Here is a 24,092-nt window from a genome sequence, read left to right as displayed (position 1 = left end):
GTCGAACACCGCGTCGGCCCCGGCGCCGCCGGTGTGGTCGGCCATGAACGCAGGCACGTCGACGCCGCCCGGGTTCAGGGTGGTGGCGCCGAGCGCCTCGATGGCGGCCCGCCGGGTGGGCGAGGGCTCGACGACGAACACGTTCTCGAGTCCTTTGCCCCGCAGTGCGAACCACAGACCGATGCCGATCGGGCCCGCACCGAAGACCATCGCGGTGTCACCGGGGTGTACCTCACCGAGCGTCGCGGCGTGATAGGCCACCGACATCGGCTCGACCAGCGCGCCGAGTTCCAGCGACACGTTGTCGGGCAGCTTGTGCAGCATGCTCGTCGGGACGACGGTGTATTCGGCCATCCCGCCGTCGGACATCAGGCCGTGAAACCCGATCTGCCGGCAGACGTTGTAGTTGCCGGCCCGGCACGGGCCGCAGTGACCGCATTTGTAGATCGGCTCGACGGCGACCCGGTCGCCCTCCTTCCAGCCGCTGACGCCGGCACCGACGGCGGTGATGGTGCCGGAGAACTCGTGCCCGAGCGTCAGCGGCAGCTCCTGCCCGGTCAGCGGGTGCGGCTGGGTCGGGACGAAGATCGGGCCGGCGTAGTACTCGTGCAGGTCGGTGCCGCAGATCCCGTTGAAGCCGACCTCGAGCTTGACGGTCCCCGGCCTGACGTCCGGTTCGGCGACGTCGTCGATCTCGACCTTGTTCGGTCCGTAGTACACAGCTGCTCTCATGCCTACATGTGTATGTGACCGCTGCCACACTCCGAAAGAGTTGCAGGGGGTTGCAGGGCCGGTTGCAACCTTTCGCAACTCTTGTCACCCGGGCCAGTGAGGTGTGTCCTGGCTCACATGACTTCCACTCTCGAATCTCGGACGACTCCCGATCTGACCCCGCAAGAACGTGTCGACGCCTGGCTGGCCGATTTCGAGGCGGCGCTGGCCGTCCGCGACATCGAGCGGGTCACCGCGATGTTCGCCGTCGACAGCTTCTGGCGCGACCTGGTGTCGTTCACCTGGAACCTCAAGACCCTCGAGGGCCGCGACCAGATCGCCGACATGCTCGGCGCGCGGTTGGTCGGCACCGACCCGTCGAGCTTCCGCACGCGGGAGGAACCGACGCAGGAGGGCTCCGGGGAGGACGCCGTCATCTCGGCGTTCATCGAGTTCGAGACCGGTGCCGGGCGCGGCGTCGGCCACCTGCGACTACGCGGTGATGCGGGAACGGACAAAGCCTGGACGCTGTTGACCGCGCTTCAGGAACTCAAGGGTCACGAGGAGCCCAAGGGGCCCAACCGTGTCCTGGGTGCGGTGCACGGCGACGACCCGGATCCGCGGTCGTGGGCCGAGAAGCGCGAGGCCGAGGACGCCGAGCTGGGCCGCACCATCCAGCCGTACGTGTTGGTGATCGGCGGCGGACAGGGTGGCATCGCGCTCGGTGCCCGGCTGCGTCAGCTCGACGTGCCCGCCATCGTCGTCGACCGTCATGAGCGCCCCGGTGACCAGTGGCGCAAGCGGTACAAGTCGCTGTGCCTGCACGACCCGGTCTGGTACGACCACCTGCCGTACATGCCGTTCCCGGCGAACTGGCCGGTGTTCGCGCCGAAGGACAAGATCGGCGACTGGCTGGAGTTCTACACCCGGGTGATGGAGGTGCCGTACTGGTCGAAGACGACGTGCCTGTCGGCGAACTACGACGAGGCCGAACAGCGGTGGACGGTCGAGGTGGACCGCGACGGGGAGCGGCTCACGCTGCATCCCACCCAGCTGGTGCTGGCCACCGGGATGTCCGGCAAGCCGAACGTCCCGACGTTGCCGGGCCAGGAGTTGTTCCGCGGCGACCAGCACCACTCCAGCGCACATCCCGGACCCGACGCCTACGTCGGCAAGAAGGCCGTGGTGATCGGCTCGAACAACTCCGCCCACGACATCTGCAAGGCGCTCCACGAGAACGGCGTCGACGTGACGATGGTGCAGCGATCCTCGACCCACATCGTCCGCTCCGACAGTCTGATGGAGATCGGTCTCGGCGCGCTGTACTCGGAGCAGGCGGTCGAGTCCGGTATGACCACCGAGAAGGCGGACCTGACGTTCGCGTCGCTGCCGTACCGGATCATGCACGAGTTCCAGACCCCGCTGTATGACCAGATGCGCGAACGCGACAAGGACTTCTACGACCGCCTCGAGGCAGCAGGATTCGAGCTGGACTGGGGCGCCGACGGTTCCGGGTTGTTCATGAAGTACCTGCGCCGCGGGTCGGGCTACTACATCGACGTCGGCGCGTGCGAGATGGTCGCCGACGGCAGGATCAAGCTGGCCCACGGCCAGGTCGAGCGCCTGACCGAGGACTCGGTGGTGCTCACCGACGGCACCGAACTGCCCGCCGACGTCGTCGTCTACGCCACCGGCTACGGCTCGATGAACGGCTGGGCAGCCGACCTGATCGGCCAGGACGTCGCCGACAAGGTGGGCAAGGTGTGGGGCCTGGGCAGCGACACCCCCAAGGATCCGGGGCCGTGGGAAGGCGAGCAACGCAACATGTGGAAGCCCACCCAGCAGCCCAATCTGTGGTTCCACGGCGGCAATCTGCACCAGTCGAGGCACTACTCGCTGTATCTGGCGCTGCAGCTCAAGGCCCGTCACGTCGACATGGCCACCCCGGTCTACGGGCTGGCCGAGGTGCACCACCTGAGCTGACGGCCGACCGGTTGCGCAGAATGGGGGGGTGACCGACGCTCCCGCGCAGACCGACAGCGACCCGTACCTCTGGCTCGAGGAGGTCACCGGTGACGACGCGCTGGCGTGGGTCCGTAGGCACAACGAACCCACGGTTGCCGAACTGGGTGGTGACCGCTTCGAGCAGATGCGGTCCGAGGCGTTGGAGGTGCTCGACACCGACACCCGGATCCCCTATGTGCGTCGTCGGGGCGAGTTCCTCTACAACTTCTGGCGGGACGCGGCCAACCCGCGCGGGTTGTGGCGGCGCACCACGCTCGAGAGCTACCGCAGCGAGAAGACCGAGTGGGACGTCGTCATCGACGTGGACCAGCTGGCTGCCGAAGACGACGTCAAGTGGGTGTGGGCCGGCGCCGACGTCATCGATCCCGACCACACGCTGGCGCTGATCAGCCTGTCGCCAGGCGGCTCGGACGCCGCGGTGGTGCGCGAGTTCGACATGCGCACCCGCGAGTTCGTCGACGGCGGCTTCGCGCTGCCCGAGGCCAAGTCGCAGATCAGCTGGGAGGACGAGGACACCGTCCTGGTCGGTACCGATTTCGGGGAGGGCTCACTGACCGAGTCCGGCTATCCGCGGGTGGTCAAGCGGTGGCGGCGGGGCCGGCCGCTCACCGACGCCGAGACCGTGTTCAGTGGGGCGCCGACGGATGTCGTCGTCGCGGCGTCCGTCGATCGCACCGTCGGCTTCGAACGGACGATGGTGAGTCGGGCGCTGGACTTCTTCAACGAAGAGGTCTACGAGTTACGTGCCGGTGAGCTGATCCGGATCGACGTCCCGACCGATTCGAGCATCTCGGTGCATCGCGACTGGCTGCTGATCGAGCTGCGCACCGACTGGTACCACGGTGTCGACCAGTACGTCGCGGGATCACTACTGGCGGCGAACTACGAAGAATTCCTCGCCGGCACAGCCGAACTGCAGGTGGTGTTCACCCCCGACGAGCACACCTGCCTGCACCACTATGCGTGGACCCGCGACCACCTGGTCGTCGTCACGCTGGCCGACGTGGCCAGCCGCGTCGAGGTGTTCACCCCGGGGCCCTGGACCAGGGAGCCGGTGTCGGGACTGCCGGACAACACCAACACCGTCATCGTCGCCACAGACGATCTGGGTGACGAGATGTTCCTCGACTCTTCGGGTTTCGACACCCCGTCGCGCCTACGCCGCGGCACCGTCAGCGGCGCCCTCGGTTCCGGGACGCTCCCGGTGATCAAACGCGCCCCGTCGTTCTTCGATGCCGCCGACCTCGGGGTGAGCCAGCATTTCGCCACGTCCGACGACGGCACTGCGATCCCGTACTTCGTCGTCGGCCACCGACACCGCCGGGGCCCGGGTCCGACACTGCTCGGCGGGTACGGCGGTTTCGAGGTGGCCCGCACCCCGGGTTACGACGGAGTGCTGGGAAGGCTGTGGTTGTCCCGCGGCGGAACCTACGTGCTGGCCAACATCCGCGGCGGTGGCGAGTACGGGCCCGGCTGGCACACCCAGGCCATGCGCGCGGGCCGCCACCTGGTGGCCGAGGACTTCGCCTCGGTGGCAAAGGATCTGGTGACCCGTGACATCACGACGGTGGAGCAGCTGGGTGCGCAGGGCGGCAGCAACGGCGGTCTGTTGATGGGTATCATGCTCACGCAGTACCCGGAGTTGTTCGGCGCCCTGGTGTGCAGTGTCCCGCTTCTCGACATGCGCCGCTTCCATCTGCTTCTTGCCGGGGCCTCGTGGGTCGCCGAATACGGAAATCCCGATGACCCAGACGACTGGGAGTTCATCTCGAAATACTCTCCCTACCAGCATGTCTCGGGAAGCCGTCGATACCCTCCGGTGTTGATCACCACCTCCACCCGCGACGACCGGGTCCACCCCGGGCACGCACGGAAGATGACAGCGGCGCTGGAGGCGGCGGGCCAACCGGTTCGCTACTACGAGAACATCGAGGGCGGCCACGCGGGCGCCGCGGACAACGCACAGACCGCGTTCCGGGCGGCGCTCGTCTACGAGTTCCTGCTTCGGACGTTGTGTGAGGAGCCGTCATGACGCCGAGATTGCAGCCATGCAGCAAGTCACCGAGATGGGGCCTACTGGAATACCGTTCCGGCGCATGCGCTCTGATCGTGGCAGCGGTGCTGCTGTTGACCGGCTGCACCCAGCAGATCCAAGGCACCGCGGTGACGACCGCCGACTCCGGGCGGGCGGCGACGGGCGACGGCGGTGAGTGTGCGGAGGTCTCCGCCCCCCTTGCCGACATCCCGACCAAGGGAGCCCGGGAACCGCAACTGCGCATCCCCACCCCGTCCGGCTGGGAGCGCAACGACCTGATGGACAGCCAGATCATCCGCTACGCCATCGTCGCGAAGGGGCTGGCGTCCGGCAGATTCGCCCCCAACGCCGTCGTCACCCTCGAATCGGTGCGCGGCATCCAGCCCGCCGAGATCGTGTTCGAAGAGAACCGGTCCAACCTGGTACAGCTGATGGGCGCGTCCAACCTCGACACCGAGAGCAACACCACCTGCGGATTGCCTTCGGAGACCACCGATTACATCGCCCCGGCGATGGGCCCGGCCCCGCAACGCCCGGTCATCATGCATGCTGTCGTCGCCAGCGACGGGACCACGACGTACCTGGCGACGCTGACGATCCAGGCCGCCGCCGCCGACAACTCGGAGTACCGCGACGACGCGCAGGAGATCGTCGACGGGTTCCAGGTGCTGCTGCGGTGATGAGTGCACGCTGATGTCTGAGGGGTTGTTGCTCGCCGGCGCGCTGGCGTTGCTGCTCGCCGCGGTGGTCCCGGGAAGGGCCACACCTCAGCTGCCCAAGCGCGCCGTGAAACGACGGATCTACTGGACGGGCTCTTCTGTCGGCGGACTGCTGCTGTTCCTCGGCGGCCTGCCCGACATCCAGAGTTCCGTCGCGTTCGTCGCCGCGACGGTGATCCTGATGACCGGCTGGGCGTACTTCCGCACTCCGCACATCAAGATCGGCGGGCAGATCCGGTCGGCCTACGCCCCCTACCGGGAGCCCGACCCGCCGCCGGGCATGTAACGCCCGCCGTCCATGCGGACACTACGCCGGAGATGGTCGCGCTGTCTGAGAGCGGCCCGCGTCCGAGAGGATCGTCATGGCCGGCGTCACGAACAATGTCACCCACCACCCCGCCACCGACCGAATCAGTCCGGCAGCCGTGGAGCGCCTCGGTGGGGGGCTGGCCCGCTACGGGCTCGTCGTCGTCATAGCGTGGATCGGTGCGCTGAAGTTCACCGAGTTCGAGGCCAACGGCATCGCACCGCTCGTCTCCAACAGCCCGTTCATGAGTTGGGTGTACGAGGTGTTCTCGGTCGGCACCTTCTCGATGTTGCTCGGGGTGCTGGAACTGGGCGCCGCAGCGCTGATCGCCGTCAAACCGTGGTGGCCGAGAGTCTCGGTGGCGGGCAGCGCCATCGCCGTCGGCCTGTTCACCGCGACGCTGAGTTTCCTGTTCACCACACCCGGGGTGTTCGAGGCATCAGCGGGCGGCTTTCCCGTCCTGTCCTCGACGGGCCAGTTCCTGATCAAGGACGTTGCGCTGCTGGGCGTCGCCGTATGGACGCTGACCGACGCAATGCGCAGTTCCGGCGCTGACCGGCAGTACCCTCTCGCGTAGATGACCACATCTGTGGACGAGACCGACCTGATCGCCGCGCTGCGGGCGCGCGACGAATCGGCCTTCGCCGAGCTCGTCGACCGGCACACCCCAGCGATGCTGCGGGTGGCACGCGGGTATGTCGCCAGCCGCGAGATCGCCGAGGACGTGGTGCAGGAGGCCTGGATCGCGCTGCTGAAGGGCATCGACACCTTCGAGGGTCGGTCGTCGCTGCGCACCTGGTTGTTCACCGTGATGATCAACATCGCGAAGAAGCGGGGCATGCGCGACCGCAGGGAATTCGACGCCCAGATCGCCGCGTTCACCGGCGGCACCGTCGACCCGTCCCGCTTCCGCGACTCCGGCGACCAGTGGCCGGGCCACTGGAAGTCCGAGGAGATGCCCTCCCGGTTCCCCGAAACACCCGAGGGTTCGGCGCTGGGCGGTGAGTTGATGGCGGTCACCCGCCGCGCGCTGGACACACTGCCCGACCGTCAGCGCGTCGTGGTGACCCTGCGCGACGTCCTCGACATGGACTCCGACGAAGTGCGCAAGCTGCTCGACATCAGCGTCGCCAACCAACGCGTGCTGCTGCACCGCGGCCGGGCTGCCGTACGACAAGCCCTCGAGGACTATCTGAAAGAGGCGATGTGAGCCACGACGACATGGATTGCGACGAACTCGTCGAGCTGGTCACCGCCTATCTCGACGGCTCTCTGGATCCGGACACCCGGGCCCGGTTCGACGAGCACCTACTCGAATGCGACGGCTGCGAGAATTACCTGCAGCAGTTCCGGTCGACCGTGGCGACGCTCGGCGCGCTCGGCGACGACGAGATCGAGCCGGCGTTGCGCGGCAAGCTGCTCGACGCGTTCAGGAACTGGCACTAGTCGAACCGGGCCTGGCCGCGACCATCGCCCGGACCGTCTGTTGGAAAGCTCCGGTGGTGAAGCAGTTCGGCTCCGCGAACTCCTCCATGGTGATCGTGGAGTCCCAGGTCGCGTCCGCGGCCTGCCGCAACAGGGGTTTGGCCATCGCCAGCGCGTGCGGCGGCAGCGCGGCGATCCGGTCGCACCACCGGTCGGCCGCGGCCATCAACTCGTCTCGGGGGACGACCTCCTGCACCAGTCCCAGCTCCCGCCCGCGGTGTGCGTCGAGCGGAAGGCCGCCGGCGAAGAACGCGAACGCACCCTGGTAGCCGAGACGCCGGGTCAGCGCCCACGAGGTACCGACCTCGGGTATGAGTCCCAACCGACCGAAGGCCGGGACGATCAGTGCGTCCTCGGAAGCGATCACGACGTCGCACGTCAACGCCCAGGCGAGTCCGACTCCGGCGGCGGGGCCGTTCATCGCCGCCACGAATGCGGTGTCGCTGCGGGCGATCAGCCTTGCCACGCCTCCGAATTCGTACCGGATCCACCGCCAGATGTCGGTGGAGCCCTCCGCGTCACCGAGGCGTTCCTCGGCGAGACGCATCATTTCGAGGTCTCCACCCGCGCTGAACCCCCTTCCGGCTCCGGTGAGCACGACCGTGCGGATCTCGGGATCGGTGACGAGTTCGACCAGCGCAGCCTTGGTCTGGACGACCAGCGGCGCGCTGAGCACGTTGAGCCGTGCCGGTTCGTCGAGGGTCACGACCGCGGATCGGTCGCGGCGCACGACCCGGACGAAGCTGTCCGTCGCCTCGTTTCCCTGCCGGAGCAGCTCTTGGTAGATGCTCATGTGTCCTCCTCGTTCGGATCGTGGCGCAACGCCCGCCACGCAGCGTCGGCCAGCACGGTCGATTCGGTGCGTAGCGCCCCGCGTCGGCCGCGCGCCAGCCAGAGCCGGGCCAGTTCCTGGCTGGGGCCGAGCCACAACGCGTAGACCACGTCGGTGGGCAGCGCCCGCAACTGGCCCGCCGCCACCCCCCGGCGGAGCCATGCCTGTACGTGGCCGAAGAACCCGGCGTTGAGCTCGCGCAGGTCCGAGCCACCGGCGCGGCGCACACCGGAGCCTGCGACGTTGAACAGGAACTCGCCGCGGTCGGGGTGGTGCCGCACCCACCGCAGATGGCTGCGGACCGCGGACCGCACCCCCTCGGCCGGGTCGCGCGCCCGGTCCAGCGCGGCGGTGAACTCGCGCTGATAGTCGCCGAGAGCGTCGACGTACACCGCGGCGGCGAGGCCCTCTTTGCTGCCGAAGCGGTGGTACAGGGATCCCACGCTCGCACCCGAGCGGCGGCGGACGTCCTCGACCGAGGCGCCCTCGACACCCGCCTCGAGGAAGACCTGCAGCGCGACGTCGAGGATCTCGCGCCGTCGTGCATCGTCGGGCCTCGCCGTTCGTCCCACGACTAGAAGATAATTCTAGAATAGTATTCTAGTCAACCATTGCGCCCGATCTGCTCGACTCACCGGGGGCCGGGCGGTAGGACTGAACCGTGGCGACAGACTTCCAGACCGTGCTCTACAAGACCGAGGGACCGGTGGCGACCATCACGCTCAACCGTCCCGAGCAGCTCAACACCATCGTTCCGCCGATGCCCGACGAGATCGAAGCCGCGATTGGGCTCGCCGAACGCGATGCGGCGGTCAAGGTCGTCGTGCTGCGAGGCGCCGGGCGGGCGTTCTCGGGCGGATACGACTTCGGTGGCGGGTTCCAGCACTGGGGTGAGTCGATGAACACCGACGGACGGTGGGACCCAGGCAAGGACTTCGCGATGGTGAGCGCCCGGGAGACCGGACCCACGCAGAAGTTCATGGCGATCTGGCGGGCCTCCAAGCCGGTGATCGCGCAGGTGCACGGCTGGTGCGTGGGCGGAGCCAGCGACTACGCGCTGTGCGCCGACCTGGTGATCGCCAGCGACGACGCCGTCATCGGCACCCCCTACGCCAGGATGTGGGGCGCCTACCTGACCGGCATGTGGCTGTACCGGCTGTCTCTGGCGAAGGTGAAGTGGCACTCGCTCACCGGTGAACCGCTCACCGGAAAAGAGGCCGCCGCAGTCGAACTCATCAACGAGTCGGTGCCCTTCGAACAGCTCGAGGAGCGCGTGGCCGAGATCGCGGCCCGGTTGGCGAGCATCCCGCTGTCACAGTTGCAGGCGCAGAAACTCATCGTCAACCAGGCGTACGAGAACATGGGGCTGGCGTCGACCCAGACGCTCGGCGGGATCCTCGACGGCCTGATGCGCAACACCCCCGACGCCGAGCGGTTCATCAACACCGCCGCCACCGAGGGGGTGCGGGCCGCAGTCGAACGCCGGGACGGCCCGTGGGGCGACTACAGCCAGGCACCCCCGGAGCGGCGGCCCGACCCGTCCCATGTGATCAACCCCTGACTTCGCCGGAACGGTATTCCAGCAGGCCCTATCTCACAAAAGTCCTGCTGGAATACCGTTCCGGCGTAGTCTTTTCATTACGGAACCGTTTCGTTAGCATATGGGCATGGATGCGGTCGAGGTGCTGGTGGTGGGAGCGGGGCCGACGGGGCTGACGCTGGCGTGCTCGCTGCGCCTGCACGGGGTGTCGGTGCGGGTCGTCGACCGCGCCCCCGGCCCGGCGACCACCTCGCGGGCCAACTTCCTGCACGCCCGCGGATCCGAGGTGCTGGGCCGCATCGGCGCGTTGGGAACCCTGCCCGACGAGTCGCTGCGAGCCATGCGCATCACCAACTACTTGGGCGACCGCCCGTTGATGACGCTGGAGTTCGGCGACCCGAAGATGCACACCGCGGCGCCGCCGATGGTGGTGTCCCAGGCCAAGGTGGAGGCCGCGCTGCGTGCCCGCCTCGCCGAACTCGGCACCACCCCCCACTGGGGAAACGGGCTCACCGGACTGCGCCAGGAGCAGGACCACGTGGTGGCCGAACTGCAGGACGGGACGCCGATCCGGGCGGGCTGGATCGTCGGCTGTGACGGCACCTCGAGCACCACCCGCAAGCTGGCCGGCATCGAGTTTCCGGGCGTCAAGCTCTCCGAACGCTTCCTGCTCGCTGACGTGCACCTGGACTGGGACATCGACCGCGGCGGCACCAAAGGCTGGGTGCACCCCGATGGGATCGTCGGCGCGATGCCGATGCCCGACGACGAGGGCCGGGGTGATCTGTGGCGGCGTTCGTCTACGACCCCGGATACGCCGACAAGCCCAGCGAGAGCGACATTCTCGACAGAATCCGGCAGGTGGTCCCGGAACGGACCGGGCGCCGGGTCCACATCGGGGACGCCGAGTGGCTCTCGGTGTTCACCGTGCACCGCAGACTGGCCACCACCTATCGTCGCGGGCGGGTGTTCATCGCCGGGGACGCCGCTCATGCGCATGCGCCCTTCGGCGGCCAGGGCATGCTGACCGGCATCGGCGATGCCGAGAACCTGGCCTTCAAACTCGCGCTGGTGGTGCAGGACAAGGCCGGGGACCCACTCGTCGACACCTACGAAGCTGAACGCCGACCGCTGGCGACCGGGGTGCTGCGCGGCACCAGCGCGGTGACCCGGGTCAACGTCGCCCGCAACCCGGTCGGCCGGTTCCTGCGCGACCACGTCGCGCCGCGCATCTTCAGTCCGGCACTTGTGCAGCGCTGGCTCACCTACACCGCCTCCCAACTGTGGGTGAGCTACCGCAAGGGACCGCTGGGGGGAACCGGACGAAAGCCCCGCCCGGGTGACCGGATTCCCGACATGGCTTGCGGCAGAGGCGATGACACCCCGACGACGCTGCACCGCGAGTTGGGTGGGCAGTGGGCGCTGCTGCGGCCCGCCGCGACGTCGGCGACCCGGTGCGTCGAGGTGGCCCGCGGCCACCTCGGCGAGCGCGTCGGGATCCTGACCCACGAGGGCGCCGAGGCGATGCTGGTCCGTCCGGACGGCCACCTGGCGTGGCGCGGCGACACCGGCCGGGCTTCGGGTTTGAACCGTTGGCTCACTGAGGCTTTCACCGACGGCGCGGCGCGGTGACGGCACCAGCCGGACGGGGAAGGCCACGAGACGGCGCCACCGATATCGCGATTCTGCGCGCCGGGCTGGAGCTGTTCATCGAGCGGGGGGTCGAGGGCGCCAGCATCGAGCGGATCGCCAAGAACGCGGGCGTGGGCAAGCCGACGATCTACCGGCGGTGGGCCAACAAGGAAGAGCTGATCGCCGCCGCGATGGAGACGCTGCTCGTCGACGAGGCAGGGTGGGCTTCCCAGGAAGCGATCGACACCGAGTCACCGTATGCCCTGGTGGAGGCCGCGATCGACCGGGCCGCTGACACCGTCACCACGGTGCAGTATCGCGCGCTGGTGGCTCGGGTGTTCGGGTCGGCGGTGAGCCACCCGCAGCTGATGGCCACCTACTGGCAGCGCTACATCCTGCCGCGCCGCAGGCTGGCGGCGGCGTTGCTCGCACGGGCCCGCGAACTGGGCACGGTCGCCGACGACGTCGATTTCGACGTGGCCATCGACATGATGGTGGGCGCGGTGACCTATCGCGTGCTGCAACCCGACCCACCCGACGTCGACGAGATGCGCCGCTATCTGCGGGCGGTGTACCGGCAGATCGGACTGCTACCGCCGTTGAGCGGCTAACCCCGCTGTTGGTGCCAGCGGTCCAGCAGCGCCGGGATCTCGGCCATCAGAAAGCCGTAGAAGTCCCGCATCTCGGCGAGACGCTCCCTGGCCAAGCCACCGTCGTCGGTGGCCTCGAAGCCCGCGTCGGCCGCGTCCAGCATCGCGCGCATCGTCTCGTTCTTACTGGTGAAAAGCACCGACCAGGCATCGCTGGGAAGCCGGAAGTGCTCGCGTCTGCTTCCCCGGACCGGGACCCGTTCGGCGAGTCCGACCGAGGTGAGCATCTTCAGCGCCCCCGAGATCGATCCGGCACTGGCCTGCAACGTCTCGGCGAGCTCGGCCATGGTCACACTGGGTTGCTCGGTGAACAGCAGTGTCGCCAGGACGCGCGCGGTCATCCGCTGCAGCCCGTGGCTGGTGAGGACGAGCGCCAGTTCCTCGGCGGCCTGCTGCGACTCCGGCGACGTGGGCGGTACAACCAACGACGAAACCTCCCCATCCAGAATGCTCTTCAATAATTTCTGAAATTCTAGTACAGTCCTTTCCGGCGCTCCGGGAAGTCTGGTCGGAAAAGTGGATCACCCCCTACCCGCGAAAGGGCGCACCGGAGCCGATGAACACCACCCCGCACGTCATCGACGTTCGGCAACTGACCTACACATACCCGAAAACGTCCGAACCCGCGTTACGTGGCATGGATTTCACCGTGAGCCCCGGCGAGATCTTCGGGTTCCTGGCCCCCAGCGGAGCCGGCAAGTCCACCACCCAGAAGCTCCTCATCGGCCTGCTGCGCGGCCACGGCGGTCAGGCGTTGGTGTGGGGAAAGGATCCGCTGGACTGGGGATCCGACTACTACCAGCGCATCGGGGTGTCGTTCGAACTCCCCAACCACTACCTGAAGTTGACCGGCGCCGAGAACCTGCGGTTCTTCGCCTCGCTGTACGACGCCCCGGTGCGGGATCCGCGGGAACTGCTGGCCGCCGTCGGACTCGCCGAGGTGGCCGACACTCGAGTCGGCAAGTACTCCAAGGGAATGCAGATGCGGCTGACCTTCGCCCGGTCGTTGCTCAACGACCCTGAGCTGCTGTTCCTCGACGAACCGACATCGGGCCTGGATCCGGTCAACGCACGCACGGTCAAGGACATGATCCTCGACCTCAAGGCCCGCGGCCGCACCATCTTCCTCACCACCCATGACATGGCCACCGCCGACGAACTCTGCGACCGGGTGGCGTTTGTCGTCGACGGCCGCATCGTCGCCCTGGACAAGCCCGCGGAGCTCAAGATCGCGCGCAGCCGCCGCCTGGTGCAGGTCGGCTACCGCAACCCGCAGGGGGTGCTGCAGAGCGCCGAGTTCCGGATGGACGGCCTGGCCGACGATCACGAATTCCACGCCGTGCTACGCGATCACCACGTGGAGACCATTCACAGCAGAGAAGCCAGCCTCGACGACGTGTTCGTCGACGTCACCGGCAGGAGCCTGGTATGAGCAGGTGGACAAGCGCGTTGCGGCTGGAGACCACCACCCAGGTGCGCCAACGGTTCCTGCACGCCGCGGTGCTCTCCGGCCTGCTGTGGCTGACACTGCTGTTGCCGATGCCGGCGCACGTGCGGCCCATCGTCGAGCCCTACGTGCTCGTCGGCGACATCACGATCATCGGGTTCTTCTTCATCGGCGGCTCGGTGTTCTTCGAGAAGCAGGAGCGCACGCTGGGCGCGGTGATCTGCAGCCCGCTGCGGTTCTGGGAGTACCTCTCGGTGAAAATCACCGTGCTGATGGCTGTTTCGGTGTTCGTCGCGCTGGTCGTGGTGGGCCTGACCCACGGCGTGGGTGCCGAGATGGTGGCGGTGGTGGCCGGGGTCGTGCTGGGGACGCTGGTGATGCTGCTGGCCGGGTTCGTCTCGTCGCTGCCGTTCTCGTCGGTCAGCGACTGGTTCCTGTCGACGACGGTGCCGCTCGCGATCCTGGCGCTGCCGGTGCTGTATCTGTCCGGAGTGTGGCCGAACCCCGTGCTGTACCTCATCCCCACGCACGGACCGCTGCTGCTGTTCGGCGCCGCGTTCGATCAACTCACGCTCGCGCCGTGGCAGATCGGCTACGCGCTGGGATATCCCCTTGTGTGCGCCGCCGGTCTGTACTGGCTGGCGAGAACCTTGTTCGTCCGGTACGTCGTCGAGCGGTCGGGGGTGCTGTGATGGCAACCTCGACGTTGGCACCGCACTCCTGGGCTGCATTCGGCCGCAACGACATCCGTGGCACCTACCGCGATCCGCTGCTGATCATGCTGGTCTTCGCCCCGGTGATCTGGACCGTCGGCACCCGCGTGCTGGTCCCGCCGCTGACCGAAACCCTGGCCCGGCGCTACGACTTCGACCTGGTGTCCCACTACCCGCTGGTGCTCACCGCGATCCTGCTGTTGACCAGCATCATCATCGTCGGGGGCCTCGGCGCCTTCCTGGTCCTCGACGAGGTCGACGCAGGCACCCTGACTGCACTACGGGTCACCCCGGTGTCGCTGGGGACCTTCTTCGCCTACCGCGCAACCATCGTCGTGGCTGTCACCACGGTGTACGTGGTGGCGACGATGTCGCTCAGCGGGATCCTGCGACCGGGCCTCACCGCGGCGATCATCCCGATCGGCGTGGTGGCCGGGCTGTCGTCGGTGGTGACGCTGCTGCTCATCGTGGCCGTGGCGAGCAACAAGATCCAGGGCATCGCGGTGATGCGCCTGCTGGGCATCATCATCGCCGGACTGCCCTGCCTGCCCTGGTTCGTCGACTCGGCGTGGAACCTGGCCTTCGGCGTGCTGCCCCCGTACTGGGCGGCCAAGGCGTTCTGGGTCGCTGACGCCCACGGCACCTGGTGGCCGTACCTGCTCGCAGGCGTCGTCTACAACCTGGCCGTCAGCTGGCTGCTGCTGCGACGCTTCATCGCCAAGAACACCACTTGAGGCTCAGTCGGACCGGCGCCCGAGCCCACCGATCATCGACGCGATCACACCGAGCACCACCAGGGCGCCACCGGCCATCAGGGTGAGGTTGAGCCAGTGGTGCAGGCTGCCCTCGGCCTGGGCCACCATGACCTCGGCGACGGTCCGGATGTCTCCGGTGGTGCGATTCAGCGCGCCTTCCAGGTGCCGGCGGCCCACCTCGATCCCCGCCCATCCGGCGGCACCCACCAACAGGCCCGAAACGCCGAGAGCGGTGAGCGCCTTGCCCCGGGACCGCGCGGCGGCCAGCGTCAGCAACGCGAAGACCGCGGTCATGACGGCCGCGCCGATGCCGGCCCACGGCCCCCACGTCGCCAGCCATCGCAGCTTGCCCGGCCGCAGTTCGGGTGAGTCGACGGTGATGGGCACCGTAAGGGTCTGGGGCACCTGGAGATCCAGCGTGCCGAGCGTGGCCGCGAAGGACGGGTCCGACAGCATGGGTGCGACGTCGATCAGCCACTGGTCGGTGGAGTTGCCGCTGGGGACGGCGCCGGTGAACATCCACCGGTGCGCGATCCGGTTCGCCTGCGCGAACTGACCGGGGAACCCGTCGTTGCGGGTGTAGGAGCCGGCGACCTGACGGACCAGTTCGGGGTTGAGCGTGAAACCGTTGTCGGCGCCGAGCGAGACCACCTGGGTGGTGAGCTCGGCTGCCATCGCGTCCTGCAGCCGGGGGTCCTGCGCCGCGGAGGCCGCCAGGGTGGCGTAGCCGCTCTCCCCCACGACGTTCACCTGCGCCCAGACAGCAGGCACCGCGACGGCCAGCCCCGCGGTCGTCAGCAACCACAGTAGAAGGGCAGCCAGGAACCGCACCGCATCCTCCTTGTCCGGGGACGCTGTGCGGTCAGTCGGCCAGGGCGCGTCCCACAATGAGGGGGTCGGCTTCGGCGACCACCTCACGGTCCTTGTTGTCGTAGTCGAACTTACCGAGCACGTAGCGCATGGCGTTGATGCGGGCACGCTTCTTGTCGTTGCTCTTGACCACGGTCCACGGTGCGATGTCGGTGTCGGTCAGCGCGAACATGTCCTCCTTGGCCGCCGTGTAGGCCTCCCACTTGTCCAGCGACGCGAGATCGGTGGGCGAGAGCTTCCACTGCCGGACCGGATCGACCTGCCGGATGGTGAACCGGGTGCGCTGTTCGGACTGGGTCACCGAGAACCACAGCTTGGTCAGGCTGATGCCGTCGTTGACCAGCATCTGTTCGAACAGCGGCGCCTGTCGGACGAACTCCTCGTGCTGATCGGCCGTGCAGAAACCCATCACCCGCTCGACCCCGGCCCGGTTGTACCAGGACCGGTCGAACATCACGATCTCACCGGCCGCCGGGAGGTGCGGCACGTAGCGCTGGAAATACCACTGGGTGCGTTCGCGTTCGGTGGGCTTCTCCAGGGCGACGACGCGCGCGCCGCGGGGGTTGAGGTGCTCCATGAACCGCTTGATGGTGCCGCCCTTGCCGGCGGCGTCGCGGCCCTCGAACACGATGACGTGGCGCAGCCCGTTGGCCTTGCTCCAGTTCTGCAGCTTCAGCAGTTCGATCTGCAGCAGCCGCTTCTGCTCCTCGTATTCCGGGCGCGGCATCCTCTCGGCGTACGGATAACCTTCGCGCCAGGTGTCGACCTGGATCCCGCTCGGCTGATGCACCAACACGGGATCGTCATCGTCGTCGTCGCGAACGGTGTAGTACTCGGTCCCCTTGAGCGTGGTCACCGGCAGAAGCTATCGGGCCGGGAGTACCTCGCGGTGACGCCTCGGTGAACGGCGGGTGGACTACTTCGCCGAGCGCCGCGGACCGATCAGCGCGAACTTCGTCATCAACTTGTTCATCCGCTGGAGCGCCTTGTGCGAGTTGTTGTAGTAGTTGCCGCCGGCACCGACGTTGGTGCGCGGCGCGACGACCGCCTCCTGTCGGCAGAACTTGCGCAGGCCATCGGCGCCGCCGAATCGCGCACCGATCCCCGAGGCCTTCCAGCCTCCCATCGGCGCCGTCGTGCACATCAGGTTGGAGATCACGTCGTTGATGTTCACCGCGCCGCAGTCCAGCTGCACCGCAACGTCTTTCGCACGCTCCAGATCGCGGGAGAACACCGCCGCCGACAGCCCGTACGGACTGTCGTTGGCCAGCCGGATCGCCTCGTCGACGCTGGCCACCTTCATGATCGGCAGCGTGGGACCGAAGGTCTCCTCGGTCATGCAGGCCATCGAGTGATCGACGTCGACGAGCACCGTCGGCGGGTAGAAGCTGCCGGCACCCGCCGGCCGCTGCCCGCCGGTGAGCGCCTTGGCGCCCGCCGCCAGCGCGTCCCGCACGTGCCGCTCGGTCACGGCGACCTGGCTCTCGTCGATCAGCGCGCCGAAGTCGTAACCCTCACCGGCGCCGGTCTTGAGCTTGTCCACGTCACGGACCACCGCGGCGACGAACTGGTCGTACACCGACTCGAGCACGTAGACCCGCTCCACCGATACACACGTCTGGCCGGCGTTGAACATCGCGCCCCACACCGCGGCGTGCGCGGCCAGGTCGACGTCGGCGTCGTCGAGCACGATCATCGGGTCCTTGCCGCCGAGTTCCAGGCTGACCGGGGTGAGTCGGCGCGCGGCGCGCTCCATCACCTTGGCGCCGGTGGCGCTGGATCCGGTGAACTGGATGAAGTCGGAGTTGTCGACAACGGCCTCGACCGCGTCGCGGGCGCCCTGCACGATCGCCATCACCTCCGGTGCGCCCGAGTCCAGCCAGCCGCGCACCAGCAGTTCGGCCGTCAGCGGCGTGCGCTCGGAGGGCTTGAGCAACACCGAGCATCCGGCCGCCAGCGCGGCGATGCCGTCCATCAGCAGGTTGGCGACCGGGTAGTTCCACGGCGCGACGATGCCGACGACCGGCCGGGGCCGGTAGTGCACGGTGATCTTCTTGATCGCCAGGAACGGCAGGGACGCCGGACGCGTCTCGGGCGCCAGCGCCTTCTCCATGGTCTTGATGTAATACGAGGTGATCATGATGATGAGCGGCACTTCCTGGGCCGCGTCCACCGCGGACTTGCCGGTCTCCTTGATCAGCAGCGCTTCGATCTCGTCGCGGTGCTCGCCGAGCCACACCGCGTAACGGGCCAGCACCTTCGCGCGTCCCTTGGGGCCACGAGCCTCCCACTCCCGCTGCGCGGCGCGCAGGCCGGCGGCCACCCGCGGCACATCGGCCGGATCGGTCCAGCGCACCTGGCCGGCCACAGAACCGTCCGCCGGGTTCTTGATGGTGCCGGTGCCGGTGAACGGGTTGGGCAGTTCCACATCGGGCGTCGCTGTCATGCCCCCATGCTAACCACTCGTGCGATCCAGGTCGCAGCGGGGTTGACACCTGTCAAGTCGGGCGGACCATGCGGCGGCGGATACCACCGCGGTGCCCAGGAACACCGCCCCGACCGCGTCGGTGAAGTAGTGGTAGGACACTGCCTGGCCCAGCACTGCGAGCACCGTCGCCACGACTGCCGCCACCACCGCCCACACCGTCACCCCGGCGATGAGCACAGCCAGGGCGAACACCACCACCGCGAGGGTGGTGTGCCCGCTGGGGTAGGCCAGCGCACCCTCCTTCTCCCGGCCGAACACCCGCTTTGCCAGCCGCGACAGCAGGACGCCGACGGGGGGCGCCACGGCGAAGACGGCCGCCAACCGCCACCGCTTCCGGATCACCACGATCGCCAGCAGGATCGCCCACAACGTGAGCGTGACCCGGCCGTCGGTGAACACCAGCAGCCACCCGAGCGGCCGATGCGTCTGGCCCAGGTCCTGGAACCAGTCGTCCACCGGGGTGGACCCCTTGCCGACCACGAGGCCCAGCAGTGTCATGACCGCGAGCCCCGCCACCGGCCACCACCGGGCCACCTCGCGCCGGGTCAGCTGGCGATACCCCTGATGTAGGCCGCCTGGCCGAGGTGCTGTGCGGCGTCGTCGATGATGCTCACCAGCCGGGCACTGGCGGTCACCGGTGGCGCCCAGTTGTCATCGATCACCCTGGCGAGCTCATCGGCCGACACCGAGGCGACGTACTCCAGCGACTCCTTGTGCACCGCGTGGTAGTAGCCGGCGAGCAGGTCCGCCGGCACGCGGACCTTGGCGACCTCCTCGGGGGTATGGCCATAGCCGTGGGCGTCGCGCGGCAGATCGAGGGCGAACCGGTCGACCCAACCGTCGCGGAACCACACCTGCTCGATGCCTGCGAGATCGCAGACCTGCGCGTCCTGCATGCGGGCGGTGTGCCAGATCAGCCACGTGATCGTGTTGGCCTGCGGTGTCGGCTGGTAGTACGCGATCTCATCGGTGAGCCCGTCGGTCAGGTCGTCAGAGTGCTCGATCAGCCGGGTGAACGAGTCACGGAGCACCTCCCGTGCCGCGTCGATGTCAGACATGAGCACCTCCGTGGAACACCGCTTCGACGTTGTTGCCGTCGGGGTCGCGGACGAACGCGCCGTAGTAGTTGTCGTGGTACTCCGGCCACAGCCGGGGCTCGTGCAGCGGCTCGACGCCGAAGGTCAGCGCGGTCTGGAAGAACGCCTGCACCGATTCCGGGTCCTTCGCGGCGAACGCGATGTGGACCTCCCGGTTCGGACCGGCGGCCTCCCCCGCCGATGCGTCGGCGATCCAGAACGCCGGATGCCCCTCGGCGCCGTACCCGATGGCGACACCGAAGTCCATCTGCCGCGAGTAGCCGAGCACCCCCAGGACCTTGTCGTAGAAGGACTTCGACTTCTCCCAGTCCGCACAGTTGATTCCGAAGTGGTCGATCATCAGCTCACCGTACATTCGGGGTATGACATATGAGCTCGTCATCCGGCACGGCACCATCGTCGACGGTCTCGGCGGCGAACCGTACGTCGGCGATGTCGCGGTGCGCGACGGCGTCATCGCCGCGATCGGCGTCGTCGATGAAACCGGGATCCGCGAGATCGACGCCACCGGCCTGCTCGTCACCCCGGGCTTCGTCGACCTGCACACCCACTACGACGGTCAGGCGATCTGGTCGGAGCGGTTGACGCCGTCCTCGGCGCACGGCGTCACCACCGCGGTGATGGGCAACTGCGGCGTCGGTTTCGCACCGTGCAGGCCCGGTGACCACGATGTGCTGGTCGATCTGATGGCCGGTGTCGAGGACATCCCCGGTGTCGTGATGGTCGACGGGCTGCCGTGGACGTGGGAGACGTTCCCGGAGTTCCTCGACGCCGTGTCGTCGCGACAACGGGACATTGACGTCGCGGCGTTCCTGCCGCATTCCCCGTTGCGGGTGTACGTGATGGGTCGCCGCGGTGTGGACCGCGAACCCGCCACCGACGAGGACCTGGCCCTGATGCGCAAACTCGCCGCCGAGGCCGTGGATGTCGGTGCGCTCGGTTTCGCGTCGTCCCGGCTCACGCTGCACAAGTCCGAAAGTGGGCGGCCCATACCGAGTTTCGAAGCGGGCCGGGCCGAGATCGAGGCGATCGCACGCGGCGTCAAGGATGCCGGCGGCGGGTTGATCCAATTCGTTCCGGACCTGGTCGCCGGAGACTACGGCCCGGCCCTGCAGACGGTGTTCGACGTCGCCGAGGACGTGGGCCTGCCGGTGACGTTCACGTTGGCCATCGGCAACGCAGGCGACCCGTTCTTCCTCGACGGTCTCGACATGGTCGAGAAGGCGAACGCCGCGGGCGGGGAGATCAGCGCGCAGATCTTCCCGCGTCCCATCGGGTTGGTGCTGGGCCTCGAGCTCTCCGGAAACCCGTTCGTGCTCTACCCGTCCTTTCGGGAGATCGCCGGATTGCCGTTGGCCGAGTTGGTCGCCGAGCTACATAAACCCGAAGTGCGCCAACGTATCCTGAACGACAAACAGGCCTCTGACGGTCATCCGCTGATGTTCGCCGCACAGGCGTGGAACTACATGTTCCCGTTGGGTGATCCGCCCAACTACGAACCGTCGCCGTCGGATTCCATCGGCGCCCAGGCCCGGGCCCGCGGGGTCAGCCCCCTCGAGATGGCATACGACCGGTTGCTCGACGATGACGGTCACGCGATGTTGCTGGTCACGCTTGCGAACTTCCGCGACGGATCACTCGACACCGTCGCCGAACTGCTGCCCCGTGAGGACGTCGTGCTGGGACTCGGCGACGGTGGCGCGCACTACGGGATGATCTGCGACGCGTCGTTCCCGACCTACATGCTCACCCACTGGGTGCGTGACCGGCCCACGGGTCGGCTGTCGGTCGCCGCGGCGGTGCGCGAGCTGACTTCGACGCCCGCGCGGGTGGCGGGCCTGGCCGACCGTGGCCGAATCGCGGTGGGCTACAAGGCCGATCTCAACGTCATCGACGCGGCGGCGCTGCGGTTGCACCGGCCCGTGGTCGTCGGCGACCTCCCGGCGGGCGGGCGGCGCCTCGACCAGACCGCCGACGGTTACGTCGCCACCGTCGTCGCCGGCGAGGTCATCGCCGAGAACGGGGTGCCCACCGACGCCCGTCCCGGCAAGCTCGTCCGGGGGCGCCGGCCTGCACCTGCGGTATGACGCGGGTCGCGCCGCTGGCGCCGCCGTACAGCGACCGGGACGCCGCCGGGATCAACAGCTGGGGTCACTCAACCTCACGGGCGCTCACCTGGTCGTGGTCACGAGCCATTGGCTCCGGACCTCGACGAAGAACCGAAGCAGTCCCGTGACGACGAGATCCGAGACTTCCATCGGAAAATCGGGCTCGGCGAACCACGCTTGCAGCCACTGATTCGCCGACGCCAAATCACCCCCGCGTTGTGCGGTCTGCGCACGGTATGCCGCTCCGAGCGGATACAGGGTTCGCCGGGCTTCCAATTGGTCTAGCCGAGCCCAGGCCTGTGGTGCTGGCAGCTCGGACAGACCGAAGAGCGCGGCCAACAGCGCGTCGTAGTCCTCGGTGTACTCGCCGCAGCTGACGAAGCGACCCTGCACGGCTGCGACCGTCGGCGGCAGGAAGTTGTTCACTATGAAATCGGCCGCGTTCCAGACAATCGCGTCCTTGTCCTTCTCCAGGCGCCAGCCGGAGTCACGAAGTTCCGCGTGCCCGGCGAGGCGGGCCTCCGCCTGCGGAGCCGTCCCGGCGGCCCAGGACAGGCCCAGGTAGACCCGGGCGATGTGCTGCCATGTGCACGGCACCGCGTTGATGTCGTCGCGCCGTTCGATCACATCGAGCCACTCCTCGACCAGGGAGACGCCGATGTCGGGCCTGCCCGCCCACAACGTGAAGTTCCAGACCTCCTGGGCGACCTCGGGCCAAGCCTCCGTGTCGCGCAGCGCCAGCGCCGCCGATAGGCCCTGCTCCACCAGACCCACCCTGCAGTAGACGGCTGCCTGCTCCCAACGGCGGTGCGGCGAAGTGGGGTCTCGACTGAGGTTCACATCGACCAACGCCTTGGCGCCGGCTCGGTCACCCGCCTGGAGCAGCTCGCCGACGGAGTCCCCGCGTCGTTGTCTCCCCATCGCCAGAGCGTAGATGTCCGTCACGCATCGGGCAGGATGGACACATGAGCGTCAAGGTGGACCTCGATCAACTCGCGACTGCATTGGCCGACTTCTCTTTTTGCTATCTGGTGACAGTCGCTGACGACTACCGGGCACACACCGTCGCGGTCGCACCCGTGCTGCAGAACGGCGTGCTCGACATCGGCCCGGTCGGCAACAGCACCCGCCGCAATGCCGACAGCCATGCCGACGTCACCCTGGTATGGCCGCCGCGCGAACCGGGTGGCTACACACTGATCGTCGACGGGGTGGCGACGGTCACCGGCGACGGCCTCACCGTCGATCCCCGTGGCGCCGTGCTGCACCGGCCCGCTCCGTCCGAGTCTGTGCCCGCGTCAGGCTGCGGCGACGACTGCGTCCCGCTCTAGCGGCGCTGGGATCCCCGCGACAGTGCGGCGTCATACGGGACATGCCGGGCCAGCGTATGAGGTTTCACTGTCGCCACGTTGGTGGGCAGCCGCGGGCGACCAGAGCCGCCGCAACGCGGTCGAGCAACCGTTTCGGGTTGTTGTGCAGTAGTCCGCTCGTCACCCGCACGTCATGCCAGCCCAGCTCGGGCAGCACCGCGTACCGTTCGACATCCCAGTTGCGCCGTCTGGAATCCGTCCAGTGCTGGGCACCCTCGAAGTCCACGCCCACCTGATACTGCTCCCAACCCATGTCGAGGCGTGCGAACAACCGACCCCTGCCGTCGAACACCGGGATCTGGGTCTGCGGACGCGGAAAGCCGTTCTGGACCAACAACAGCCGGGTCAGCGACTCATACGGCGACTCCGCACCGCCGTCGACCAGATCCAGAGCACGGCCAAGCCGGCGCAATCCGCGTGCGCCCGCGTGACGGCTCGCCACCCGCTCGACCTCGACCGCCTTGACGTCCGTGGCGTTCATCAGTGCGTCGATGCGCTGCACGGCGACCACGAGTTCGAGGCGACGGCCGAGGTCGAATGCCGTCCGGGCCGGGGTCGTGACGGTCATGCCGTCGATGCGCTGGATCTCGTCCGAAGCCAGAGCGTCGGTGTGGAGGTCGATCAACGGCGGCGGCCTGCGGTTGGTGTGGATCAGCTGTGCCGGTGTCCCGGGTTCGATCCACTTCGCACCGTGCAGTGCAGACGCCGACAACCCTGCGACCACTGCTCGTCGACGCGACCACAGCCAGGCCGCCCGGGCCCGTTGCACCGCGGACAGTTCGATGCCGCGTGGCGCCCAGACCCCCGGATAAACCCCGGCGTGGAACCGCCGGAGCTCGCGAAACGTCAACAGCCCGGCCTCCAGGGCTTCGTCTGCCCGGAACGGGCCGTCGACCTGCATGCCGGAACGATCGCCGCAGACACCGACGCCCCTTTCTGCCATCGAGCTGGTTGTCCACAGACGGAACGCTTGTCCACAGCAGCGAGTGTGCGGTTCGGTACGCCGGCCCCGGCGAGCCGCGGATGAAACCGCACTGTCGGCGATGGAGGCACGAAAAAGCCCCGAGCGCGCTCAGCGAGCTCGGGGCTTTTCGTAAAGGGACTAGAAGTCCATGCCGCCCATGCCACCGGTCGGGTCGCCCGCGGGTGCGGACGCCTTCTCCGGCTTGTCGGCGACGACGGCCTCGGTGGTGAGGAACAGCGCCGCGATGGACGCCGCGTTCTGCAGCGCCGAGCGGGTGACCTTCACCGGGTCGGCAACGCCGGCCTTCAGCAGGTCCTCGTACTCGCCGGTCGCGGCGTTGAGGC

Annotated in this window: 27 protein-coding genes and 1 pseudogene; 15 read left to right on the top strand and 13 right to left on the bottom strand. The window is 68.1% G+C overall.

The annotated features are described in order from the left end of the window. Window positions 1-732 (bottom strand): alcohol dehydrogenase catalytic domain-containing protein (locus WA944_RS14220; RefSeq protein WP_526647056.1); only part of this gene is annotated, 732 nt, incomplete at its 3' end. A 117-nt stretch (window positions 733-849) separates the two neighbouring features. Here WA944_RS14220 and WA944_RS14215 point away from each other — a divergent pair. From WA944_RS14215 to WA944_RS14185, 7 genes are all read left to right on the top strand, one after another. After that, window positions 850-2,694: a flavin-containing monooxygenase gene (locus WA944_RS14215; protein ID WP_526610011.1), complete on the top strand. Its 1,845-nt coding sequence runs from the start codon at window positions 850-852 to the stop codon at window positions 2,692-2,694. Between the two features lie 28 nt (window positions 2,695-2,722). Further along, window positions 2,723-4,768, top strand: a complete 2,046-nt coding sequence (locus WA944_RS14210; RefSeq protein WP_526373271.1) for a prolyl oligopeptidase family serine peptidase — start codon at window positions 2,723-2,725, stop codon at window positions 4,766-4,768. Window positions 4,769-4,845: 77 nt separating this feature from the next. Then, window positions 4,846-5,451 carry an LpqN/LpqT family lipoprotein gene (locus WA944_RS14205; protein WP_526373270.1) on the top strand — a complete coding sequence of 202 codons (606 nt, stop codon included), beginning with the start codon at window positions 4,846-4,848 and terminating at the stop codon, window positions 5,449-5,451. Window positions 5,452-5,464: 13 nt separating this feature from the next. Then, window positions 5,465-5,776, top strand: a complete 312-nt coding sequence (locus tag WA944_RS14200) for a hypothetical protein (RefSeq protein WP_526373268.1) — start codon at window positions 5,465-5,467, stop codon at window positions 5,774-5,776. Window positions 5,777-5,852: 76 nt separating this feature from the next. Further along, on the top strand, window positions 5,853-6,374 hold the full coding sequence (locus WA944_RS14195; protein ID WP_526373267.1) for a YkgB family protein: 522 nt from the start codon (window positions 5,853-5,855) through the stop codon (window positions 6,372-6,374). Beyond that, window positions 6,375-7,007, top strand: a complete 633-nt coding sequence (locus WA944_RS14190) for an RNA polymerase sigma factor (RefSeq protein WP_526373265.1) — start codon at window positions 6,375-6,377, stop codon at window positions 7,005-7,007. 11 nt (window positions 7,008-7,018) lie between these two features. Then, a complete protein-coding gene (locus WA944_RS14185; RefSeq protein WP_526373274.1) occupies window positions 7,019-7,243 on the top strand; it encodes an anti-sigma factor family protein in 225 nt (74 codons plus the stop codon). Here WA944_RS14185 and WA944_RS14180 read toward each other — a convergent pair. Continuing rightward, window positions 7,227-8,075 carry an enoyl-CoA hydratase/isomerase family protein gene (locus WA944_RS14180; protein ID WP_526647055.1) on the bottom strand — a complete coding sequence of 283 codons (849 nt, stop codon included), beginning with the start codon at window positions 8,073-8,075 and terminating at the stop codon, window positions 7,227-7,229. The genes WA944_RS14185 and WA944_RS14180 overlap by 17 nt on opposite strands. Further along, window positions 8,072-8,686: a TetR/AcrR family transcriptional regulator gene (locus tag WA944_RS14175; protein WP_526373262.1), complete on the bottom strand. Its 615-nt coding sequence runs from the start codon at window positions 8,684-8,686 to the stop codon at window positions 8,072-8,074. Before WA944_RS14175 ends, WA944_RS14180 begins: the two co-directional genes overlap by 4 nt. Before the next feature lie 89 nt (window positions 8,687-8,775). On the opposite strand from WA944_RS14175, the gene WA944_RS14170 reads away from it, so the two are divergent. From WA944_RS14170 to WA944_RS14160, 3 genes and pseudogenes are all read left to right on the top strand, one after another. Further along, window positions 8,776-9,675 carry a crotonase/enoyl-CoA hydratase family protein gene (locus WA944_RS14170; RefSeq protein WP_526373260.1) on the top strand — a complete coding sequence of 300 codons (900 nt, stop codon included), beginning with the start codon at window positions 8,776-8,778 and terminating at the stop codon, window positions 9,673-9,675. A gap of 100 nt (window positions 9,676-9,775) precedes the next feature. After that, window positions 9,776-11,286, top strand: a pseudogene (locus WA944_RS14165) (FAD-dependent oxidoreductase). Next, window positions 11,283-11,897: a TetR/AcrR family transcriptional regulator gene (locus WA944_RS14160; RefSeq protein WP_526373258.1), complete on the top strand. Its 615-nt coding sequence runs from the start codon at window positions 11,283-11,285 to the stop codon at window positions 11,895-11,897. Before WA944_RS14165 ends, WA944_RS14160 begins: the two are co-directional and overlap by 4 nt. Here the strand turns inward: WA944_RS14160 and WA944_RS14155 are convergent. Continuing rightward, window positions 11,894-12,361, bottom strand: a complete 468-nt coding sequence (locus WA944_RS14155) for a GbsR/MarR family transcriptional regulator (protein WP_526373256.1) — start codon at window positions 12,359-12,361, stop codon at window positions 11,894-11,896. The two genes, WA944_RS14160 and WA944_RS14155, sit on opposite strands and share 4 nt — an antisense overlap. 131 nt (window positions 12,362-12,492) lie before the next feature. Between WA944_RS14155 and WA944_RS14150 the strand changes: the two genes are divergently transcribed. From WA944_RS14150 to WA944_RS14140, 3 genes are read left to right on the top strand one after another with little or no spacing between them, the layout of a single operon-like run. Beyond that, window positions 12,493-13,368: an ATP-binding cassette domain-containing protein gene (locus WA944_RS14150; protein WP_526373254.1), complete on the top strand. Its 876-nt coding sequence runs from the start codon at window positions 12,493-12,495 to the stop codon at window positions 13,366-13,368. Then, the gene (locus tag WA944_RS14145; protein ID WP_526373253.1) at window positions 13,365-14,075 is read left to right on the top strand and encodes a fluoroquinolone export ABC transporter permease subunit; all 711 of its coding nucleotides are present in this window, start codon (window positions 13,365-13,367) and stop codon (window positions 14,073-14,075) included. The genes WA944_RS14150 and WA944_RS14145 overlap by 4 nt, the downstream gene beginning before the upstream one ends. Continuing rightward, window positions 14,072-14,830, top strand: coding sequence for an Rv2686c family ABC transporter permease subunit (locus tag WA944_RS14140; protein ID WP_526373251.1), 759 nt, complete (start codon window positions 14,072-14,074; stop codon window positions 14,828-14,830). Before WA944_RS14145 ends, WA944_RS14140 begins: the two co-directional genes overlap by 4 nt. A gap of 3 nt (window positions 14,831-14,833) precedes the next feature. Here WA944_RS14140 and WA944_RS14135 read toward each other — a convergent pair whose 3' ends face one another. Genes WA944_RS14135 through WA944_RS14110 form a run of 6 tightly spaced genes read right to left on the bottom strand, consistent with a single transcriptional unit; the run spans window position 14,834 to window position 19,646 of the window. Beyond that, on the bottom strand, window positions 14,834-15,682 hold the full coding sequence (locus WA944_RS14135; RefSeq protein ID WP_526373250.1) for a hypothetical protein: 849 nt from the start codon (window positions 15,680-15,682) through the stop codon (window positions 14,834-14,836). Window positions 15,683-15,713: 31 nt separating this feature from the next. Next, complete coding sequence (gene ppk2 / locus WA944_RS14130) at window positions 15,714-16,577, bottom strand: polyphosphate kinase 2 (RefSeq protein ID WP_526610016.1); 864 nt, start codon at window positions 16,575-16,577, stop codon at window positions 15,714-15,716. Between the two features lie 60 nt (window positions 16,578-16,637). Next, the gene (locus WA944_RS14125; protein ID WP_526374404.1) at window positions 16,638-18,167 is read right to left on the bottom strand and encodes an aldehyde dehydrogenase family protein; all 1,530 of its coding nucleotides are present in this window, start codon (window positions 18,165-18,167) and stop codon (window positions 16,638-16,640) included. Between the two features lie 9 nt (window positions 18,168-18,176). Next, complete coding sequence (locus tag WA944_RS14120; RefSeq protein ID WP_526610018.1) at window positions 18,177-18,707, bottom strand: phosphatase PAP2 family protein; 531 nt, start codon at window positions 18,705-18,707, stop codon at window positions 18,177-18,179. Between the two features lie 47 nt (window positions 18,708-18,754). Further along, window positions 18,755-19,267 (bottom strand): mycothiol transferase, encoded by a 513-nt coding sequence (locus WA944_RS14115; protein WP_526374408.1) that lies wholly within the window; start codon window positions 19,265-19,267, stop codon window positions 18,755-18,757. Further along, complete coding sequence (locus WA944_RS14110; protein WP_526374410.1) at window positions 19,260-19,646, bottom strand: VOC family protein; 387 nt, start codon at window positions 19,644-19,646, stop codon at window positions 19,260-19,262. The genes WA944_RS14115 and WA944_RS14110 overlap by 8 nt, the downstream gene beginning before the upstream one ends. A gap of 22 nt (window positions 19,647-19,668) precedes the next feature. Between WA944_RS14110 and WA944_RS14105 the strand changes: the two genes are divergently transcribed. After that, window positions 19,669-21,393 (top strand): N-acyl-D-amino-acid deacylase family protein, encoded by a 1,725-nt coding sequence (locus tag WA944_RS14105; protein ID WP_526610020.1) that lies wholly within the window; start codon window positions 19,669-19,671, stop codon window positions 21,391-21,393. A gap of 84 nt (window positions 21,394-21,477) precedes the next feature. Here the strand turns inward: WA944_RS14105 and WA944_RS14100 are convergent, their stop codons facing one another. Continuing rightward, the gene (locus WA944_RS14100) at window positions 21,478-22,359 is read right to left on the bottom strand and encodes a hypothetical protein (protein WP_526372306.1); all 882 of its coding nucleotides are present in this window, start codon (window positions 22,357-22,359) and stop codon (window positions 21,478-21,480) included. Between the two features lie 20 nt (window positions 22,360-22,379). Here WA944_RS14100 and WA944_RS14095 point away from each other — a divergent pair, with 20 nt between their 5' ends. Beyond that, window positions 22,380-22,745 carry a pyridoxamine 5'-phosphate oxidase family protein gene (locus WA944_RS14095; protein ID WP_526372308.1) on the top strand — a complete coding sequence of 122 codons (366 nt, stop codon included), beginning with the start codon at window positions 22,380-22,382 and terminating at the stop codon, window positions 22,743-22,745. 64 nt (window positions 22,746-22,809) lie between these two features. On the opposite strand, the gene WA944_RS14090 is transcribed toward WA944_RS14095, so the two are convergent. Then, window positions 22,810-23,685, bottom strand: coding sequence for a type IV toxin-antitoxin system AbiEi family antitoxin (locus tag WA944_RS14090; protein ID WP_526647054.1), 876 nt, complete (start codon window positions 23,683-23,685; stop codon window positions 22,810-22,812). A 201-nt stretch (window positions 23,686-23,886) separates the two neighbouring features. Beyond that, a partial coding sequence (locus WA944_RS14085) for a TCP-1/cpn60 chaperonin family protein (RefSeq protein ID WP_526610022.1) occupies window positions 23,887-24,092 on the bottom strand: 206 nt, incomplete at its 5' end.

Origin of the sequence: Mycobacterium sp., from assembly GCF_049683355.1 — a bacterium.
Classification (GTDB): domain Bacteria; phylum Actinomycetota; class Actinomycetes; order Mycobacteriales; family Mycobacteriaceae; genus Mycobacterium.
This window is presented reverse-complemented; position numbering and strand designations above follow the sequence as displayed.

Excerpts from the sequence above, each read along its gene's own strand:
- WA944_RS14150 (WP_526373254.1), top strand. The coding sequence starts at position 12,493 with ATGAACACCACCCCGCACGTCATCGACGTTCGGCAACTGACCTACACA.
- WA944_RS14110 (WP_526374410.1), bottom strand. The coding sequence starts at position 19,646 with ATGATCGACCACTTCGGAATCAACTGTGCGGACTGGGAGAAGTCGAAG.
- WA944_RS14145 (WP_526373253.1), top strand. The coding sequence starts at position 13,365 with ATGAGCAGGTGGACAAGCGCGTTGCGGCTGGAGACCACCACCCAGGTG.
- WA944_RS14190 (WP_526373265.1), top strand. The coding sequence starts at position 6,375 with ATGACCACATCTGTGGACGAGACCGACCTGATCGCCGCGCTGCGGGCG.
- WA944_RS14115 (WP_526374408.1), bottom strand. The coding sequence starts at position 19,267 with ATGTCTGACATCGACGCGGCACGGGAGGTGCTCCGTGACTCGTTCACC.
- WA944_RS14095 (WP_526372308.1), top strand. The coding sequence starts at position 22,380 with ATGAGCGTCAAGGTGGACCTCGATCAACTCGCGACTGCATTGGCCGAC.
- WA944_RS14105 (WP_526610020.1), top strand. The coding sequence starts at position 19,669 with ATGACATATGAGCTCGTCATCCGGCACGGCACCATCGTCGACGGTCTC.
- WA944_RS14180 (WP_526647055.1), bottom strand. The coding sequence starts at position 8,075 with ATGAGCATCTACCAAGAGCTGCTCCGGCAGGGAAACGAGGCGACGGAC.
- WA944_RS14090 (WP_526647054.1), bottom strand. The coding sequence starts at position 23,685 with ATGCAGGTCGACGGCCCGTTCCGGGCAGACGAAGCCCTGGAGGCCGGG.
- WA944_RS14200 (WP_526373268.1), top strand. The coding sequence starts at position 5,465 with ATGTCTGAGGGGTTGTTGCTCGCCGGCGCGCTGGCGTTGCTGCTCGCC.
- WA944_RS14120 (WP_526610018.1), bottom strand. The coding sequence starts at position 18,707 with ATGACACTGCTGGGCCTCGTGGTCGGCAAGGGGTCCACCCCGGTGGAC.
- WA944_RS14185 (WP_526373274.1), top strand. The coding sequence starts at position 7,019 with ATGGATTGCGACGAACTCGTCGAGCTGGTCACCGCCTATCTCGACGGC.
- WA944_RS14195 (WP_526373267.1), top strand. The coding sequence starts at position 5,853 with ATGGCCGGCGTCACGAACAATGTCACCCACCACCCCGCCACCGACCGA.
- WA944_RS14215 (WP_526610011.1), top strand. The coding sequence starts at position 850 with ATGACTTCCACTCTCGAATCTCGGACGACTCCCGATCTGACCCCGCAA.
- WA944_RS14125 (WP_526374404.1), bottom strand. The coding sequence starts at position 18,167 with ATGACAGCGACGCCCGATGTGGAACTGCCCAACCCGTTCACCGGCACC.